Source organism: Bifidobacterium hominis (assembly GCF_040095915.1).
Taxonomy (GTDB): domain Bacteria; phylum Actinomycetota; class Actinomycetes; order Actinomycetales; family Bifidobacteriaceae; genus Bifidobacterium; species Bifidobacterium hominis.
Window position 1 is genome coordinate 132310 of record NZ_JBBMFR010000005.1, and the last position, 17897, is coordinate 150206.

The 17897-nt window shown below is 55.1% G+C and carries 16 protein-coding genes; 3 read left to right on the plus strand and 13 right to left on the minus strand.

Translation table 11 applies throughout. The features are described from left to right. The first annotated feature begins 105 nt into the window (after positions 1 to 105). Positions 106 to 1341 carry a glycoside hydrolase family 3 N-terminal domain-containing protein gene (locus tag WMO36_RS05260; RefSeq protein ID WP_349077040.1) on the plus strand — a complete coding sequence of 412 codons (1236 nt, stop codon included), beginning with the start codon at positions 106 to 108 and terminating at the stop codon, positions 1339 to 1341. Between the two features lie 140 nt (positions 1342 to 1481). On the opposite strand, the gene WMO36_RS05265 is transcribed toward WMO36_RS05260, so the two are convergent. The 4 genes from WMO36_RS05265 to WMO36_RS05280 all read right to left on the minus strand — a co-directional run bounded on the left by WMO36_RS05265 (position 1482) and on the right by WMO36_RS05280 (position 5434). Next, the gene (locus tag WMO36_RS05265) at positions 1482 to 1691 is read right to left on the minus strand and encodes a YbdD/YjiX family protein (RefSeq protein WP_099571151.1); all 210 of its coding nucleotides are present in this window, start codon (positions 1689 to 1691) and stop codon (positions 1482 to 1484) included. A gap of 17 nt (positions 1692 to 1708) precedes the next feature. After that, positions 1709 to 4117 (minus strand): carbon starvation CstA family protein, encoded by a 2409-nt coding sequence (locus WMO36_RS05270; protein WP_099570712.1) that lies wholly within the window; start codon positions 4115 to 4117, stop codon positions 1709 to 1711. Positions 4118 to 4316: 199 nt separating this feature from the next. Next, positions 4317 to 4652 (minus strand): branched-chain amino acid transporter permease, encoded by a 336-nt coding sequence (locus WMO36_RS05275; protein WP_099570713.1) that lies wholly within the window; start codon positions 4650 to 4652, stop codon positions 4317 to 4319. Next, complete coding sequence (locus WMO36_RS05280) at positions 4649 to 5434, minus strand: AzlC family ABC transporter permease (protein ID WP_349077043.1); 786 nt, start codon at positions 5432 to 5434, stop codon at positions 4649 to 4651. Before WMO36_RS05280 ends, WMO36_RS05275 begins: the two co-directional genes overlap by 4 nt. 259 nt (positions 5435 to 5693) lie before the next feature. On the opposite strand from WMO36_RS05280, the gene WMO36_RS05285 reads away from it, so the two are divergent. Further along, positions 5694 to 6536, plus strand: coding sequence for a DUF3737 family protein (locus WMO36_RS05285; protein ID WP_349077068.1), 843 nt, complete (start codon positions 5694 to 5696; stop codon positions 6534 to 6536). Positions 6537 to 6638: 102 nt separating this feature from the next. On the opposite strand, the gene dtd is transcribed toward WMO36_RS05285, so the two are convergent. The 7 genes from dtd to WMO36_RS05320 all read right to left on the minus strand — a co-directional run bounded on the left by dtd (position 6639) and on the right by WMO36_RS05320 (position 12732). Beyond that, the gene (gene dtd / locus WMO36_RS05290; protein WP_349077045.1) at positions 6639 to 7109 is read right to left on the minus strand and encodes a D-aminoacyl-tRNA deacylase; all 471 of its coding nucleotides are present in this window, start codon (positions 7107 to 7109) and stop codon (positions 6639 to 6641) included. A 121-nt stretch (positions 7110 to 7230) separates the two neighbouring features. Next, on the minus strand, positions 7231 to 7587 hold the full coding sequence (locus tag WMO36_RS05295; protein WP_260805269.1) for a hypothetical protein: 357 nt from the start codon (positions 7585 to 7587) through the stop codon (positions 7231 to 7233). Between the two features lie 214 nt (positions 7588 to 7801). Continuing rightward, positions 7802 to 8593, minus strand: a complete 792-nt coding sequence (gene pgl / locus WMO36_RS05300; RefSeq protein WP_271724612.1) for a 6-phosphogluconolactonase — start codon at positions 8591 to 8593, stop codon at positions 7802 to 7804. 44 nt (positions 8594 to 8637) lie between these two features. Then, positions 8638 to 9594: a glucose-6-phosphate dehydrogenase assembly protein OpcA gene (locus WMO36_RS05305; RefSeq protein WP_099571153.1), complete on the minus strand. Its 957-nt coding sequence runs from the start codon at positions 9592 to 9594 to the stop codon at positions 8638 to 8640. After that, positions 9591 to 11162 carry a glucose-6-phosphate dehydrogenase gene (gene zwf / locus WMO36_RS05310; protein ID WP_374110572.1) on the minus strand — a complete coding sequence of 524 codons (1572 nt, stop codon included), beginning with the start codon at positions 11160 to 11162 and terminating at the stop codon, positions 9591 to 9593. The genes WMO36_RS05305 and zwf overlap by 4 nt, the downstream gene beginning before the upstream one ends. A 127-nt stretch (positions 11163 to 11289) precedes the next feature. Next, complete coding sequence (locus WMO36_RS05315; RefSeq protein WP_349077048.1) at positions 11290 to 12477, minus strand: MalY/PatB family protein; 1188 nt, start codon at positions 12475 to 12477, stop codon at positions 11290 to 11292. 54 nt (positions 12478 to 12531) lie between these two features. Continuing rightward, on the minus strand, positions 12532 to 12732 hold the full coding sequence (locus WMO36_RS05320; protein WP_144164601.1) for a hypothetical protein: 201 nt from the start codon (positions 12730 to 12732) through the stop codon (positions 12532 to 12534). Positions 12733 to 12834: 102 nt separating this feature from the next. Here WMO36_RS05320 and WMO36_RS05325 point away from each other — a divergent pair, with 102 nt between their 5' ends. Then, the gene (locus tag WMO36_RS05325; protein ID WP_144164599.1) at positions 12835 to 13629 is read left to right on the plus strand and encodes an SDR family NAD(P)-dependent oxidoreductase; all 795 of its coding nucleotides are present in this window, start codon (positions 12835 to 12837) and stop codon (positions 13627 to 13629) included. Between the two features lie 133 nt (positions 13630 to 13762). On the opposite strand, the gene gnd is transcribed toward WMO36_RS05325, so the two are convergent. Both gnd and WMO36_RS05335 read right to left on the minus strand, forming a co-directional pair. Further along, positions 13763 to 15211, minus strand: a complete 1449-nt coding sequence (gene gnd / locus WMO36_RS05330) for an NADP-dependent phosphogluconate dehydrogenase (RefSeq protein WP_099570721.1) — start codon at positions 15209 to 15211, stop codon at positions 13763 to 13765. A 135-nt stretch (positions 15212 to 15346) separates the two neighbouring features. Further along, on the minus strand, positions 15347 to 17893 hold the full coding sequence (locus WMO36_RS05335) for a bifunctional lysylphosphatidylglycerol flippase/synthetase MprF (RefSeq protein WP_144171305.1): 2547 nt from the start codon (positions 17891 to 17893) through the stop codon (positions 15347 to 15349). Positions 17894 to 17897: the final 4 nt, after the last annotated feature.

Consider the following 17897-nt stretch of genomic DNA (forward strand, 5'->3'; position numbering starts at 1 on the left):
GGCTTTACGCCGCCAGCCTAACGTTTACGCAATCCACGAACACGAATCCGCCTGCATTTCCCCATGCGAGAGGATTCGTCATCACCGGCATGTGATAATGACACCATGAAAAGGGTCCACGTTCATTTCGCTCGTTTTGCTGTCGCACTGTGCGCCATAGCACTGCCGCTATCGTTCGCCGGATGTTCATCCAACACGGATTCGAGTGTTGGTTCCAGTCAATCCGAGCAATCGAATTCGCAGCGATCCGACGCATCGCATGATTCGCTTGACAAATCCAGTGTGCCGAGCGTGGTGGACGACTCTCCGCATGGCAAAGCCGTAGCTGCAGTCAAGGCCATGAGTCTTGCAGAGCGCGTCGGTCAGCTTGTCATGGCACCCCTCTACGCGGGATCTGATCCTTCCTCATTGCAGGATCTCATCGTGAACCAGCATGTCGGTTCGGTGCTGATCATCGGCAACTGGAATTCGGGGACGGCCGGTGTCGCCGCAGCCACATCCGCATTGCAATCGTATGCGCCGGACAATAATCAGCTGTTGATGACCACCGATCAGGAAGGTGGTTTGGTGCAGCATCTTCAGGGTTCTGGTTTCGACCAGATTCCTTCCGCCACTTATCAGGGAACGATGTCGACCGATCAGCTTCGTCAGTCGGCGGCCGTATGGGGTTCCCAGCTTAAGTCGGCTGGCATCAATGTCGATTTGGCGCCGGTGGTGGGCACGGTAACGGTAGATAGGGCTTCCAATGACCCGATCGGCGCACTGTATCGTGATTTTGGTCTTGATGCGGACGGCAATGCCGACCATGCCAAGGCGTTCATTCAGGGCATGGCGGATTCGGGTGTAGGCAGCGCCATCAAACACTATCCTGGTTTGGGTTCGGTGACGGGCAACACCGATTTCACCGCCGACGGCATTCTTGATACCACCACCACCTTGGATGGTGCGGAAATCGGCGCGTTCAATAGTACGCTGGAAGCGAATCCTTCCATGGTGATGATGTCGCTTGCCACCTATCAGTCCATTGATCCGAATAATCCTGCCGTGTTCTCCAGCGCTTTGGTAACGGATTATTTGCGCAATACGGTCGGATTCCAAGGTGTCATCACTTCGGATTCTTTGTCCGCCACTGCGTTGGGCGGCATTCAGCCAAGTGATTTGGGGGTGCGATTGGTCGATGCCGGAGGTGATCTTGCCTGCATTGGCGCTTCCGATTATGTTCAACCGATTTTGGATGGGCTGAATGCAAAAGCCGCGGCCGATTCCGCTTTTGCAGACAAAGTAACGCAGTCCGCGATTCGTGTGATGATATTGAAATACAGCATGGGACTCGCTTCTTGATTGCGAAATATTGATTGCGGAACATGCAATCGAATATCTTCAGTATAGGAATAATCGCAAGCAAGCAACATAAATATAAGAAAAACAATCCCCGTCTTCCGAAATGAAAGACGGGGATTGTTTATGTATGGCCGTTAATTTCAGCAACAGCAACTGGTGTTGGGATGCTTGCGATCGTATTCCTCTCGCATGCGCCAATATTCACGTTCGGTCAGCGGGGTTTCGCCGGGATGTTCGCTTGCGAAATGCTCCAGATAGTGGTCGTATTTCGCTTCTCCACTGAATTCGCGCACATACCAGACGAATCCGGCCTTGGCTTTCAATAAGGCGGACCAGATTCGTCTGACCATGGTGGTGAGTCCCTGCATCAGGCTGCGGCCTGTTCCTTCTGCGCCAGCTCGTAGCTCTTGGCGGCGTATTCGCGCTGCACCTTCTTTTCGAGCTTGGTGGCGATCAGGCTGGACGGTGCGAACCATTCGGATTCCACGAACGGCTCCTCGGACGTGGTTTCCACACCGAACTTGCCCTTGGCAAGAATCTTCACGGTCTGGTAGATACCGATGACCAGGAAGACTCCCATCATGACCATGAAGAACACGGAGAGCACGCCGTCAAGGTACGCATTGGAGAGTGCGGCCTTGGCGTTGACCAACGCTTCGCCTTCCAAAGTGCCGCCATCGATCAGCGCCTGGTACTTGGAAGCGGTGGCGAAGTAACTGATCGGTCCGACGATCTTCTGGAAGTCGGCGGTGAAGGTCACGGCCACATCCCAAACGAGAGGAACAACAGGAATCCACAGGTACTTCTTATAGCCAAGCTTGGCCACGCAAACGGTGACCAGCATGAAGCATGCGGCGGCAAGCAGCTGGTTGGAAATACCGAAAATAGGCATCATGGCGTTGATACCACCATTCGTATCGCACACGCCGACCCACAGCAGGCCACCCCACAGGGCGGTTGCGATCAGCGTGGTGATGATGTTGCCCGGTTTCCATGTCGGATCAGCGAACTTCTTCAGCTTGCGCACGTTGCCCAGCAACTCACCAATCTGATAACGGGCCACGCGGGTGCCGTTGTCAACGGTGGTGAGGATGAACAACGCTTCGAACATGATGGCGAAGTGGTACCAGAAGGCCATGGAGTCATGACCGCCGAGGTAGGACTTGAGGAAGTTGGCCATACCCATAGCGAACGTGGTGGCGCCGCCGGTGCGGGAAACGATGGTGTTCTCGCCAATGTCGGAAGCGGCCTGCTTCAAAGCGTCGGCACCTTCATAGGTCTTGGCATTGCCGTTCTCGTCGACAGAATCCCAAGTGACCTTCATCTGGCTGCCTTCAATGTCGGAAACCTTCATCGAATCCACGGCCTTGACCGCGGCCTCAGCCTGCTCGTCAGGAGTGGAAGTGGCGGTCAGGGTCACGCCGGAAGCGGTGGAGATCTGCGAGGCGGACATGTTCGTGGAGAAGTAGACGCCCTGGGAAATGGTGATGGCTGCAATCAGTGCGATCACGGCGGTGAAGGATTCAACCAGCATGGAGCCGTAGCCGATCATGCGGATCTGGTTTTCCTTCTCCACAGCCTTCGGGGTCAGGCCGGAGCTCACTGCGCCGTGGAAGCCGGAAAGAGCGCCGCACGCGATGGTGATGAACAGGAACGGGAACAGGTCGCCTGCAAAGGTCGGTCCCGTGGAGGTGGACGCGAATTCAGTCAGAGCCGGCATCTGCACGGACGGATTGGCGATGAGAATGCCGAGCACGAGCAGCACAAGCGTGCCGATCTTCATCAGCGTGGACAGGTAGTCACGCGGGGTGACGAGCAGCCAGTGCGGCAACGCGGCGGCGGCGAAGGAGTAGATCACCAGTGCGATAACCAGTTCCTTGGCGTTCAACGTGAACACGTCGGCGATTGCCGGAACGCTGGAGATCCAACCGCCAGCGATGATGTCGATCACGAGCAGCACGAAGCCGAGCACCGTGGTTTCGATAACGCTACGATGCAGGAAACGCTGGAAGCAGCCCATGATCAAGGCGATCGGAATGGTCATACCAATAGAGAACACGGCCCACGGCGAGGAAGCCATGGCCTTGATGGCCACGAGCGCAAGGAATGCCATGGCGATGGCGGTCATCACGATCAGGAAGATCGATAGGATAGTGCCGCCGAACTTGCCCATTTCGTCGGTTGCCATCTGGCCGAAGGAACGGCCGCGACGCTTGGCGGAGATCCACAGCATGAGCATATCCTGCACGGCGCCGGCGAAAATCACACCGAGAATGATCCACATCACGGACGGCAGATAACCCATTTGGGCGGCCAGAATAGGACCAACAAGCGGGCCCGCACCGGAAATGCCGGCGAAATGCTGGCCGAACAGCACGCGACGGTCGGCACGTTCGAAGTTGGCGCCGTCATGCACGCGCTCGGCCGGCGTCGCGTTCGCATCGTCGGTACGCATGATCTTGATCTGAATATAATACGCGTAGAAACGGTAAGCGATCGCGTAGGAGCACAATGCCACAACCACGAACCAGATGGCGCTGATCTGCTCGCCACGGGAAACCGCCAGAATAGCCCAACCAATAGCGCACACAATGGCGATGGCGGCCCACAGCAGGGCCTTCGGCCACGTCCACACCATCTTCGGCTTCACACCGACAGGGAGCCCCTTCGAATTGCGGATGACGCGTTCCGCCTCCTCAGGCGTGTAATCATCCTTGAACTCCAGTTTGCCGGGCGCTGGAACCGCGGCATTGGCAGTGCTTGCTGCACTAGTCATATTGTTCTCTCTCGTTAGATATAACTCTTCGATACAGCCAGAGCCGCTCAACACAGCTCCTTATCGGCTAAAGAAAAAGAGTAGGCTCGTCAATCGCATCAACGCATTTCTTCTCACGATATGGGATATCAGCAATAACAACTGTGGAAAATCCCTATAAAACGCACTTCAATTTTGAGGAATCCTGCAAAATGGATAATCAAACAAAAACAAGCTGAAGCAATGCCATATATATGGCGGTGCCGCCGGCGATGGAGAGCAGCATGCTGCGTTTCCATATGTGCAGTATGACGATTACGGCGATGGCGATCGCTTCGGGAATGCCATGGCTTCCGGCAAAAGGATTGACGTTTTTAAGCGAATACACCACCAGCAGTCCGGTCATGGCGTACGGAAGCACGTTGCCGAGATAGTCGACGATACGCGGCGGCTTCTTTGATTCCGGGAAAAGCATGAACGGCAGAAAACGGGTGATGATGGTGCCAAGTACCGCCATCAGTACGGTAACAATGCCCTGCCATGTGGTCATGATCATGAACGTGCCTCCCCCACTTCGTTTCGGTCCGCAGCAAATCCGACCTCACCATCGGCATCATCATGTTTCAGATCATCCAAATACGGACGCAACACAATGAACATCACCAGCATGGCGATCAACGACGGAATCATGAAATTATCAGCGCCAAACAGTGCCAGGCAGATCACCGGCACCATAATGCCCGTCAATGCCGCCATATGGCTTTTGAGTTTCGTAGTCAGCCATTGATCTACGAAAATGACCACGAACAGCGCGGTCATCACAAAGTCCAAACCGGTCATGTCGAACGTCAATCGCCCGCCGACAATGCCGCCGAACGTCGCCCCAGCCACCCATGAAACCTGATTCAGCAGCGACACGAAGAAATAAAACCAGCCGCGGTCGACGCCTGCCGGTATCTGCGCGCTATTGTTGACTGCGAATGTCTCGTCGCACATGGCGTAGATCAAGTACGGTTTTTTCGCCCCCATGTTTTTGAAACGCTCCAACATGGACAGACCGTAAAACAGGTGCCTCGTTCCCATCATCATCGCCAGCATAAGCGTGGCGAACGGATTGAATGCGGAAACCAGCAGATTCACTGTAACGAATTCCATGGAACCGGTATAGATGAACGCGCTCATGCACAGCGACCATAGGAACGAAAAACCACGCGCGCCCATAAGCACGCCGTACGACATGGCCAGAAAGAAGAAGCTGACGCAAATCGGCAGCACTTTGGGGAACGCGGCTTTGAGCGCATGCGTCCTCACTCCCCCACGCTGCTGGCTCATCCGCATTCCTCTCTGCCTTACACGGCAAGTTTCATATATGACTGCAATACCTTGCGATTGCTTAATTGTTCAATCGCCCAATTTATGGTACCGACATTCATGTTTCGCAAACACCCGCTTGCATATCGGCATTGCTTATAACGCGCTTAATCCTCTCGACCTATTCCGCCTCCTGCGAAACATGGCCATGCGTTTGACTTCGAGTACTCGAGGTTTCTATCTTGGCAACAGAGCGTTTTTCCAAGGAGAGTTATCAATGAGCGACATGCAAGAGGTCCGTCAGGCATTGCTGACCGGCGAACGCGCCGAATTTCAAGCATCAGACAAACGGTATATTGACACGATTTTCGACGATGGCGAGTCGCCGTTGAAGCATGCGCATGCTATTGAGCTTGAGTCGAGTTCATTCAAATGGAAGTATCCGCTGTGGTATTGCTCGGATATTTCGGCGAAGAATTGCACGTGGTTCGAGATGGCACGCGCAGGCGTGTGGTACACAGACAACATTCGCGTCGAGGATTGCACATTTGAAGCGCCGAAGAATTTCCGCCGTTGCCATGATGTTACGTTGAGGAACGTTGATTTCGTCAATGCCGAGGAAACATTGTGGGATTGTTCAAATGTTTCACTGAATAATGTGAGTGCGCGCGGTGATTATCTAGCAATGAATTGTTCTGATTTCAAGGCTGATAATCTGCGTTTGGTTGGTAATTATCCGTTTGATGGCGCACGCAATATTGAGATTTCGAATTCTCGATTGATTTCCAAGGATTGCTTCTGGAATTGCGAGAATGTGACTGTGCGCGATTCGTTTATTGCCGGCGAGTATTTGGCTTGGAACTCTCGTAATGTCACGTTTGAGAATTGTACGATCGAAAGTCTGCAGGGCTTGTGCTATGTGGACAATCTCGTGTTGCGTAATTGTCGTTTGATCAATACGACGCTTGCTTTTGAATATTCGAATGTGGACGCTGATATTCACAGCACCGTCGACAGTGTGTTCAATCCTTCGTCTGGCACGATTCGTGCGGATGCCATCAAGGAATTGACACTTGACCCAACGAAGATCGATCCGAACAAGGTGACGATAATTACCGACAACAGGTAAACATCATTGTCAATCAAAAAACAATATTTGAGGAGCTGCAAATTATACTACAGCTCCTCAAATATTTTTTATGTCACCAAGCAATCGTCGCTTTACTATTGGTCACAGATTGTCCGTGTCAATAACAATGGTGACCGGACCATCATTGATCAGTCCAACGCGCATGTGCGCTCCGAAGCGGCCTTCGCGTACTGGCACACCGCCGGATCGCAGCGCTTCGTTGAATTTGATCCAAGTAATGTTGGCATGTTCCGGCTTGCCCGCTTTGACGAAGCTTGGGCGGTTGCCTTTCCTCGCGTCGGCAAACAACGTGAACTGTGAAATGGACAGGATTTCACCGCCGATGTCTTTGATGGAACGGTTCATTTTGCCTTGCTCGTCTTCGAAAACACGCAGGTTGAGGATTTTGTGGGTAAGCCAAGAAATCTGCTCCTCACCATCCTCATCGGTTACGCTTACGAGCAACATGAATCCGGGTCCGATCTGCTGAGGTTCGAAGGTGGGGTCAATGGTGCCAAGTTCGTTGACAACGTCAACACTGGCTTGGCTCACTCGTTGCACTACTACTTTCATAAAACCCACCTTACCGCGCGATCAGTTTCGCCTTGGTATCGGCCGGCTTCAGTAGAGCTTTTCGCCGTTGAGCTGCTGGTCCACCAAAACCATTCAGCAGATCGTCCCTGCCTCATGTTTGTCAGTGTGTGCTATGCGTCGATGCCGCGCGTCGCACAGCGACCGAAGCCAGCAAACCGATGAGCAGCATGCAGCCTGCCACCAAAAGTGTCCAACGGTTGCCCTCGATGAACCCGGAAGTCATCGCATCGGCGATTTTCGGCGCTTCGTCACCGAATTGGGCCGCCGGTCCATCTCCGCTGCGGAACGAGCCAATTACACCGCCAGCCGAGCTACTGACCGCCTTGGCCAGTCCCAAAGCCAACACCCATAGCGCGCCCCATGGCGGAGTTTGTTCCGGATGAGGTGACGGAGACATCGTGGAAGACGATGGCTTATCGGGCTGAAGCTGATGTTGGAACTTAGATGGCTGTTCCATGATGACGTTTCCTCTCCTAGTCATAATGCAGGGTCTGGCATGTTTGACTGCCGCCATACCACTACGCATGGCGTTGCGCGCTCACTCATCCAGACGATTCAGCCTTGATGTTTAGCCATGGAAGTAATCCATGTCAGACATAGATTTAGGTGACGCGCCCGTCACGGAGCCAACGGAACCCGGCTATCGGGATTCCATGGTCCCGGTTCCTGCATCACAATCTGGAGGCGGCACCCTCGTCGATGAGCCAGAGCAGTTCCTCACCATCGGCGTAGGAGCTTGGCGCATGCGGGTTGTTGCGTTGCGCGAATGCTGCAGCAACCGCGTCCGCCTTGCGCGCTTCAGATGTGAACACCCACGTGTGCTTCGATCGTGCGATCATCGGCACGGTCAGCGTCAGGCGCAGTGGCGGCGGCTTAGGTGAATCTCGTACACCGGCAACAAGCACATGCGGATCGTCGATCTCCGATTCGCCGTGATCGGGGAACAGGGATGCGAAATGCGCGTCCGGTCCCATACCGAACATGGCGATGTCCAAAGCTGGATTCTCACCCAACTGTTCAATGAGTTCACGCTGGTATTGCGCGGCGGCTTCAGCCAGTACCGCATCAGTCTGTTCGGGCGATGCTGCCGCGACGCTTTCCAAGTTACGCTCATCGGACGGCATCGCATGAATGTTGCCTGCCGGCATACGGCCGTCGTCAACCAGTTTGCCATACCATGCCTCACGCGCCTGCTTGGCGTTGCGGTCGTCACTGTCGGCTGCCACGAATCGTTCGTCGCCCCACCATACGTGCACGCGGCTCCAGTCCACGGCATCGTTCAATGGGCTCGCGTTCATGGCGTCGAACACTCGGTTGCCGTCGGTTCCACCGGTCACGGCAATGTCAACGCGCGTGCGATTCGGTTCCGACAGATAATCGGTGATGGTCAGCAGCGTGCGTGCGGCCACGGCTTCAGCCAGAATCTGAGGATTAGGATATACAATGGTGGTACGTTCTGCCATATGCTCTTCCTGCATTGTTCCTTTATTGTTTGGGGGGAATCGATTCAGTGCTTCGGATTGATAAGATCCCAGCCTTGAGTCACCACTTCGGCATAGATCTCGTCCGGATAGAGACGCCCCAGCTCCTCGCTCAGACATTCCTCAAGCGTACGCGCGGGTACGCTGATGGTCTGAGGCGATTGACCGGGCACGTTCTGCACTGCAATGCCATCATCGGTGGAAGGACGTTCCAGGCTCAGCACGCCATCGGAACGGGTCAGATACACGCCGGTCACCGCAGTTGCGTTCGGATCGTCTTCCACCACAACAGGCACGTTCAAACGAAGACGAAGCCATGCGGCCAGCAGATCCATCGGCAGATAATCCTTCTTGCCGGTCACGCGTACACCGCTTACCGGCAGATGCGGAGGCTGGTCGAGCATCGAAGCCAGCATGGCACGCCATACGGTGAGCCTGGTCCACGACATATCCACGTTCTTCGACGACCAGTTACGACGCAAATCATCCATCGTGCGCATCGGATTCGAGGAATGCATGGCATCGGTGATGCGGCTGCGAGCCATTGATCCCAACAGGTCGGTGGACAGGTTCGCCGGAGCCTCATTCGGCCACCAGGCCACCACCGGAGCATCCGGCACCAACAGCGGAATCACCAACGTGTCAGGGTGGTGCACCAGCCCGCCAAGCGGACGCAACACAATGATTTCGCCCGCACCGGCATCGGATCCGAAACGCACTTCAGCATCGAGGAAGGTGCGCTTCTTACCATCTTCCGCATTCATGTCAGCCTTGCGCGAGTTCGGTGCAATGGCGATCACACGGCAGGGATGCTCACGGCTGGCGTTGTTCGCCACGGCGAGATCATGCTCCAGCGACGTCTCATTCGTGGAGATCAGCAGTGTGAGCACGCGCCCCAAAGCCGCTTCGCCACGTTCCTCGTGTAATTCATCGATTTTCGCCGAAATCTCACGGGTTTCGGTGTTCTTCATGGTAATGATCACGGCATCCTCCAACGGTGTCCATCGCGGGCCAGCATTTCAACGGCTTCCTGAGGGCCCCATGTTCCGGAACGGTACGGTTGCGGCTGGCCAAGCGTAGACCAGAACTCTTCGATCGGATCGAGGATCTGCCAGCTCAATTCCACTTCACGCGTGGTTGGGAACAGTGGCGGGTCGCCCAGCAATACGTCAAGAATCAGACGTTCATAGGCTTCCGGAGACGATTCGGTGAACGAACGGCCGTAACCGAAGTCCATCGACACGTCACGGACCTCCATCGACGTGCCACCCGGCACCTTCGCGCCGAACCGCATGGTCACACCTTCATCGGGCTGCACGCGGATCACGACCGCATTCTTGCCGAGCTCCTTCGTTGCGGTCGACTCGAACGGCAGATGCGGGGCGCGCTTGAACACCACGGCAATCTCCGTGACACGCTTACCTAGACGTTTGCCCGTACGCAGATAGAACGGCACGCCGGCCCAACGGCGCGTATCGACATCCAAACGGATCGCCGCATACGTCTCGGTCGTCGACTCCGGATCGATGCCCTTCTCATCCAAATACCCCACGACCTCATGCGAACCCTGCCAACCGGCCGCATACTGGCCACGCGCCGTATGCGCCGCCAGATCCTTCGGCAAGCGCACTGCGGACAGCACCTTCGTCTTCTCCGCCGTCAGATCGGAAGCGGAGAACGAAACAGGCTCCTCCATCGCCGTCAACGCCATAAGCTGCAGCAAATGGTTCTGGATGATGTCACGCGCCGCGCCGATACCGTCGTAATAGCCGGCACGACCCGCCACGCCGATATCCTCGGCATGCGTGATCTGCACGTGGTCGACGTAATTGTTGTTCCAGATCGGCTCATACATCGCGTTCGCGAAACGAAGCGCCAGAATATTCTGCACCGTCTCCTTACCGAGATAATGATCGATACGGAACACGCTGGACGGGTCGAACACCTCGGAAACCACACGGTCAAGCTCTTTCGCGCTTGCCAAATCGTGACCGAACGGCTTTTCGATGATCACACGACGCCAAGCACCCTTGTCGGACTTCGCCAAACCGCAATCCGCCAACTGGCGCGATACCTGCGGGAACGCGCGCGGCGGCACCGACATGTAGAACGCATGGTTGCCTCGCGTGCCACGATCGCGGTCGAGCTCGGCGACGGTGTTCGACAGTCGTTCGAACGCCTTCGGATCGTCGAACGTGCCTTGCACGAAACGAATGCCGTCGGCGAGCTGTTTCCATGTCGCCTCCTTGAATGGAGTACGGCAGTGCGCTTGCACGTTTTCCTTCACGAAATCCTTGAAATGATCCTCGGTCCAATCACGACGTGCAAAACCCGTCAAACCAAAGCTCGGCGGCAACAGGCCACGATTAGCCAGATCATAAATGGCAGGAAGCAGCTTCTTGCGTGACAAATCGCCGGTCACGCCGAAAATCACAATACTGCACGGGCCTGCAATGCGCGGAAGTCGAAGATCGCGCGGATCGCGCAGCGGATTCGTCCACTCTTCAGGCGTGCCAAGTACGGATGAAACAGTTTCAGTCATGTGCTTCATAGTATCGCCAACACGTCACGGACGGCAGTGACCATCCGAAAAACGTCCTTTCCATATTTTGTGAAAACCCACAAAACCAGCCGTTCCTTGGCAGCTGTGAGTAATGTCACAATCGATAGCCGCTATATTAATCCGCAGAAAAATCACATAATCCGGCGAACAGACGGCTGAATCCTTCTCGCATGGTGCTTCGCGGGCAAGCCACATTGATGCGGATGAAATCACGCCCATTGCCGCCATATTCGGCACCTTCGGAGAACATCACCCGGTGATTGCGTTTGAGATGTTCGCACAACAGAGCGGTATCGTGCGTCAGTTTCGAACAATCGACCCACAGCAGGTAGGTGGCATGGCTTTCGATCAAGGTGATGCGTCGTTCCGGTGCGGCGGAATCGTTGTATTCGTCGATCATGGCTCGCGCTTCGGCTTTGTTGTCGGCCAGATATGCGCGCAATTCCTCAAGCCATGGCGCGCTTTCGTTGAAGGCGGTGAGCGTGGCGGTCATGGCGAAAGCGTTCGGCTCGGCCACTTCATCGGTATTGAGCGCACGCCATACTTTATGCCTCAGCACGGGATTCGGGATCATTACGGCAGCCGTGTTAAGACCGGCGATATTGAACGTTTTGGTCGGTGCCATGCAGGTCACGGAGTTCATTGCGCACCGCTCACTCACCGAGGCAAAGGGCACGTAATCATATCCCGGATCGGTAAGATCACAATGAATTTCGTCGCTGATTACGGTCACATGATTGTTCCAGCAGAGCTCGCCTATGTGTGCGAGGGTGTCGCGATCCCAGATTCGGCCTACGGGATTGTGCGGATTGCACAGAATCATCAGCGTGGTTTGCGGATCAGCCAACTTGGATTCCAGATCGGCCCAGTTGATGGAGTAATGTCCGGAACCGTCATATTCCAATGGCGATTCAAGCACTCGGCATCCATTATTGATAATCGAATTGAAGAAAATGTTGTAGACCGGAGTTTGGATAAGCACATTCTCGTTGGCAGTGGTGAGTTTTCGTACCATACTGGAGATTGCCGGCACCACGCCGGTGCAAAATACCAACGATTCCGGGTCGATATCAAGATTGTGCCTACGGCGCCACCAGTTAACATATGCCTGATTCCATTCAGGAGGAACAATCGAATATCCGAAAATACCGTGGTCAAGACGCTGTTGCAATGCGACTCGGATCTGTGGAGCGGTTTGAAATTCCATATCCGCCACCCACATGGGCAGCGCGTCCCCCGCCTCTTCCCACTTGAGCGAATATGTTCCGGAGCGGTCTATGGGAGTGTCGAAATCGTAAGTCATGCCATCAAACTTAAGGACTTCAAGTGGACGAAGTCAAATGTAAGCTGTGAATGATCATGGTTTCACAACATGCATTTTAATGACTTTGTCGGTCAGGCCGCCCTGTTGCATAAGTTCAAAAACATGGCCTTTCGGACATTCCATGCCGGTTCTTTCGCGTTCATGCTGACGCACCCATTGTGAACGAACCAAACCAAAATAACCAATGTAAATGATGTATTGCTTTCTATGCGAGAAGTGCATGAAAACTGTCAATCAGTCAGCCCAGTCGAAAAGTTCCGGACCGTTGCGTTGCAAATGGCGTTACTGCATGCGCATTGACTACCATGAACATCAATACTTAAGGAAGGTGGTCTTATGGCATATGCGTTGATAACGGGGGCTTCGAGTGGTATTGGACGCGAAATGGCGGCATTGTTTGCGGCCGACGGGCATGATCTCATCATCACGGCACGCAGGCAAAGCAAGCTCGATGAAGTGAAACGCACGCTGGAACATCGCTATGGCGTGCATGTGGAAACGGTCGCACTTGATTTAAGCGAGTCTGACGCACCGCAAAAGTTGCACGATTACACGGTTTCGCAGGATTTTGAGGTGGATCATCTCGTCAATAACGCCGGTTTTGCGGATTGGACGGGTTTTCTTGACGCCGACTGGCTTCGTCAGCATGAGATGATGCAGCTCAATATGGCCGCGTTGGCTGAGCTTACGTACCGTTATGGTCGTGACATGCGGGCACACGGACACGGCAGAATCTTGAATATTTCCTCTGTAGCTTCGATGATGGCAGGCCCGTATATGGCGATGTATTTCGCGTCGAAGGCGTTCGTGCGCTCTCTTTCCGAAGCGGTGGCGTATGAGCTGCACGATACCGGAGTGAGTGTGACCTGCGTATGCCCGGGGCCAACATCCACGGGGTTCGCCAAGGCTGCGAACATGCGTGGCATGAATTTCTTTACACTGACCAAACCGGCCACCGCCTACCAGCTTGCCGTCTATGCTTATCGAAAGATGAAGCAGGAGCGCACGCTTGCCTACCATGGCTATCTCACCAAAGCCGGAGCGACCGCGGAACGGCTGCTCCCCCGCGCCCTGACTCGACGGGTCGCCGCAGTCATGAACGGGGGCGATCCGCACAACCAACATCGCTGATGATTCGCCAGGCAACTCAATGGAGCCTTCACGCCTGGACAGACCCGCCTTCATGTAACGAGCCGCACACTTTTTCATAAAGCGTGCGGCTCGTTACGTTCATCAGCGTATTGGTTTCGTTACGAAATCGCTATCAGGCTTCGATTTCTTCGCGACCCGGCTCAGCCCACAGGGTGTGGAATGCGCCCGGCTGATCCACACGCTGGTAGGTGTGAGCGCCGAAATAGTCGCGCTGACCCTGAATCAGAGCGGCAGGCAGGCGCGGGGAACGCAAGCCGTCGAAGTACGACAGGGACGATGCGAAAGCCGGAGTCGGCAAGCCATTGCGCGCGGCTTCGGCCACCACGTTGCGCCACGAGTTTTCGGCGGTTTCGATGGCGTTCTTGAAGTACGGGGCAAACAGCAGCGACACGTTAGCCTCACCGGATTCGAACGCTTCGGAAATACGGTTGAGGAACTTCGCACGGATGATGCAGCCGCCACGCCAGATGCGTGACACGGCAGCCAGATCGATATCCCATCCATATTCTTCGGCGGCAGTAGTGATCTCGTTGAAGCCCTGGGCGTAGGCGACAATCTTGGAAGCGTAGAGTGCCTGACGGATGTCTTCGATGAAGGCCTTCTTCTCATCGTCGGTGAGGTTCAGCTTGCCGTCAGGGCCATTGAAGCCCTGCTTGGCGGCTTCCTCACGCAGATCAGCTTCGGAGGAAAGACCACGGGCGAACACGGCCTCGGCAATGCCGGTGACCGGAACGGCCAGAGACAGTGCGGTCTGCACGGTCCACGTGCCAGTGCCCTTCATGCCAGCATGATCGACGATCAGATCAACCAGCGGCTTGCCGGTCTTCTTGTCGACCTGATGCAGCACTTCGGCGGTGATTTCGATCAGGTAGGAGTCAAGTTCGGTCTTGTTCCACTCTTCGAACACGTCACCGATCTCAGCCGGGGTCATGCCAAGGCCGCGACGCATCAGATCGTAGCTTTCGGCGATGAGCTGCATATCGGAGTATTCGATGCCATTGTGCACCATCTTGACGAAGTGGCCGGCACCGTTAAGTCCGATATGTGTGACGCACGGATCACCTTCGGCCTTTGCTGCGATGGATTCGAAAATCGGCTTCAGCGTCTTCCAGGATTCTTCGGAGCCGCCCGGCATCATGGAAGGTCCAAGCAGAGCGCCTTCCTCACCACCGGACACGCCGCATCCGACGAAATGCAAGCCGCGAGCGCTGATTTCCTTCTCGCGACGAATGGTGTCCGGGAAGTAGGCGTTGCCTGCGTCGACGATGATGTCGCCCGGTTCCATCAGGTCGGCGAGCGCGTTGATCATGGCGTCGGTCGGCTCTCCGGCCTTGACCATGATGATGGCGGTACGCGGCTTGACGAGGCTGTCCACGAACTCTTCGAGGGTTTTTGCCGGGAAGAATTCGCCTTCGCTGCCGTGTTCGTTCATGAGCTTTTCGGTACGACCGTAGGAGCGGTTGAACACGGCCACTTTGTTGCCGTGGTGTGCGAGGTTACGCGCGAGGCTACCGCCCATTGCGGCAAGACCGACTACGCCGACGTTTGCTTCAGCTGACATGCTGACCCCTTCCATCAGGAAAAGTAGTACTTTATGAACCGTTCTTTAGTGTAGACCCGAGCTACCCCAGAACCATGGACCGTCTCAAGTCTGACATCCTGTCAAAGCTGATACCATGCCAAATCTGACGTATCGTCAATCATGTGGCGTGATGGTGCGCACAAAACGCATAGCTTCGGCAGGTGTGAGTGATGGCACGTAGGCCTGCGCCACAGCAAGCGATATTTGCGGCAGTTTGGCCGCATCGGGATAGCAGATATACACTTTCTCTTCGTCGGGGTGGAATTTCAGTTTGAAACGGAACAGTGAGTGGAATCCGTATGCTGGTTCCATGATGTCTGCGACCATTTGCAGTGCATGACGCAACACTTCGCTTTCCTCGTGTTCGCTTTCGCTGGATCCCATGCCGGCTAGTGGCGCCGCCGATAGGCTCATGAATTCCACGTTGTCTTCGTCACGTAGTCGTTCAGCCATGCGTGCAATCAGGAATTCCATGATGCCGTTGACGCTGTCGGTACGGTGCCTCATGAAGTCAAGCGTCCAACCGATGATTGTGCCGTCACGATAGGTGGGCAGCCAGCTGGTTACGCCAAGGACTTTGCCGTTGCCGTCGACCGCGTAGAGCAGGCGCACCCGGGAGTCGATCAGTTCGTCGACGCCGCCCAGGGTGAATCCCATTTCCGGCAGAGCCTTTTTGCCGGCCCACTGTGCGGAAATCTCACGAATTTGCGTTTGCACTGAGAAGGGTGCTTCCTTGAAAGTGGTGAGCACGTCGGTGATGCCGTCTCGTTTGGCTTTGTTGATGGCGGTGCGCACGTCCTGCCATTTCTTGCCTCGGGTCTGCCATTCGTTGGGATTGACGATCATTTCCGTGCCGACGTCAAGTGAATCCCATCCGGCTTTGGCGAGTTCGGCTCGCTGCGACTCGTGTACGCTGTAAAATACGGGCGTCCAGGAATGCTGCGCGCAGAATGTTGCGAAATCAGTGAGATCTTCCGCATATTCGTGTGGATCTCCGAATGGTCCTGTCACCGTCAATGCGATGCCATACGACACTCGATAGGCGATTGCGGAACGTCCGGTTGCAGAAAACCAATAATCATTGCCTTCCCAAGTTGCCATGAATGACATGGATTCGCCGCCAAGCGGAATAATCGCGTCAACATGATGGCGCGAAGCGTCATTCACCATGGAACGATCCCGCAAACAATCCCAAACACACAGCAGGGCGATAACCCAAAACACCGGACCGACGCACTGATATACCAGCACGGAGATTTGCCCGACGGGTACAAACTCAGGTTCGATCGCACTCAGCAGTCCGATCGGCAACAATCGTTGCACATAATCGGCAAGCAATGCAATCAATTGCGGACTTTCGTTGAAATCCTCGGGAGAGGCAAGCCCATACCCGACATACATCAATCCCAACAACAGAAAAGCCGACAATGCACCTGCCGCAGCGCGCAACATAATCTCACTTCTGGTGCGAATCATAAAACACTGACGGAACGCAATGACGATAACGATAAAAATCAATGGCAATGCCATAGTGGAAAACATTGCGTGAAACGCACCGTGACGAACCAACGCAGGCAACGCATCAGCCTGCGAATCGCCAACATTTCGCAGCGGAAGCATCACATAGAACAGCATCGCAAATACCACCGTGCACGCGTTGAACAGCACGCTTAACACGGCGGCAATGCGGCGTCCGCGGTACAGACCCCATGCGATCAACAGCAGCATCAGCGTCGGCATCAACGACACCAGCCAGTTTCCGGGCATGGTGAATCGCATCATGCGATATTGCGCGAAACAGTTGGCATGTGAGGAACCGTTGAGGCAATCCAACACCTGTTCCGTATCGAATTCCGTGGAGCCCGTCAACAGGCCGAACATGGACAGCAAACCGAATGACTGCCTTGAGGAAACAGCCACCAGCGAACCGACCGCCTGTACGCCGGCAGCCATACCAATCAGCCTGCGCATCTCGTACAAGGCACCATGCCTATACACATCACCTTGACTCTCGGACGCCATCAAATAACCAAGCACATGACCGATCAGCGCGGCAGCCAGCAAACAATAATCGCCGGCTTCGCCACGGTACAGGAACAGGATCAGCACCACGCTATAGCCGATCACACGAATACGCCGACGCCACAGCATGGCGGTGAACGCGCTGGCACACATCAGCGTGCCCACCACTACAACCAGCGGCCCCAAAATCGCACCATCATGCGAAATCGCATGCCATTGCGGACTTTTGCCTGCGAACAGCGAACATACCCCCATGCCGAGCGCTATGCCGCCAAGCGTGGTGATCAGCGACACCCATGCCGTCTTCGCCTTTCCAATCACCGTTTCGCATAAGCCGAATGCGATGAGTATCAGTGGAATGTCGATCAGCAGACGCCCCAACTGAGGCACCGACAGCAGTGAAATCGGCGCGGTATACCAGCGCCCATGCGCGAGCGCGTCAAAACTCACGCGCGACAATTGCGGCGGAAATTGCGTATGTCTGATGCCGCATACGAGCTGCATGCCGACATTGAACAGCGTGATGAACAGCACAAACCCCAAGGTCATGCGATGCTCACGAATCCAGGCGGCAAGATCGGCCATAAGCGCACGAAAGCCAAATAATGGTTTCACTGTTGATTCCTGCGATTGCGTCATAATA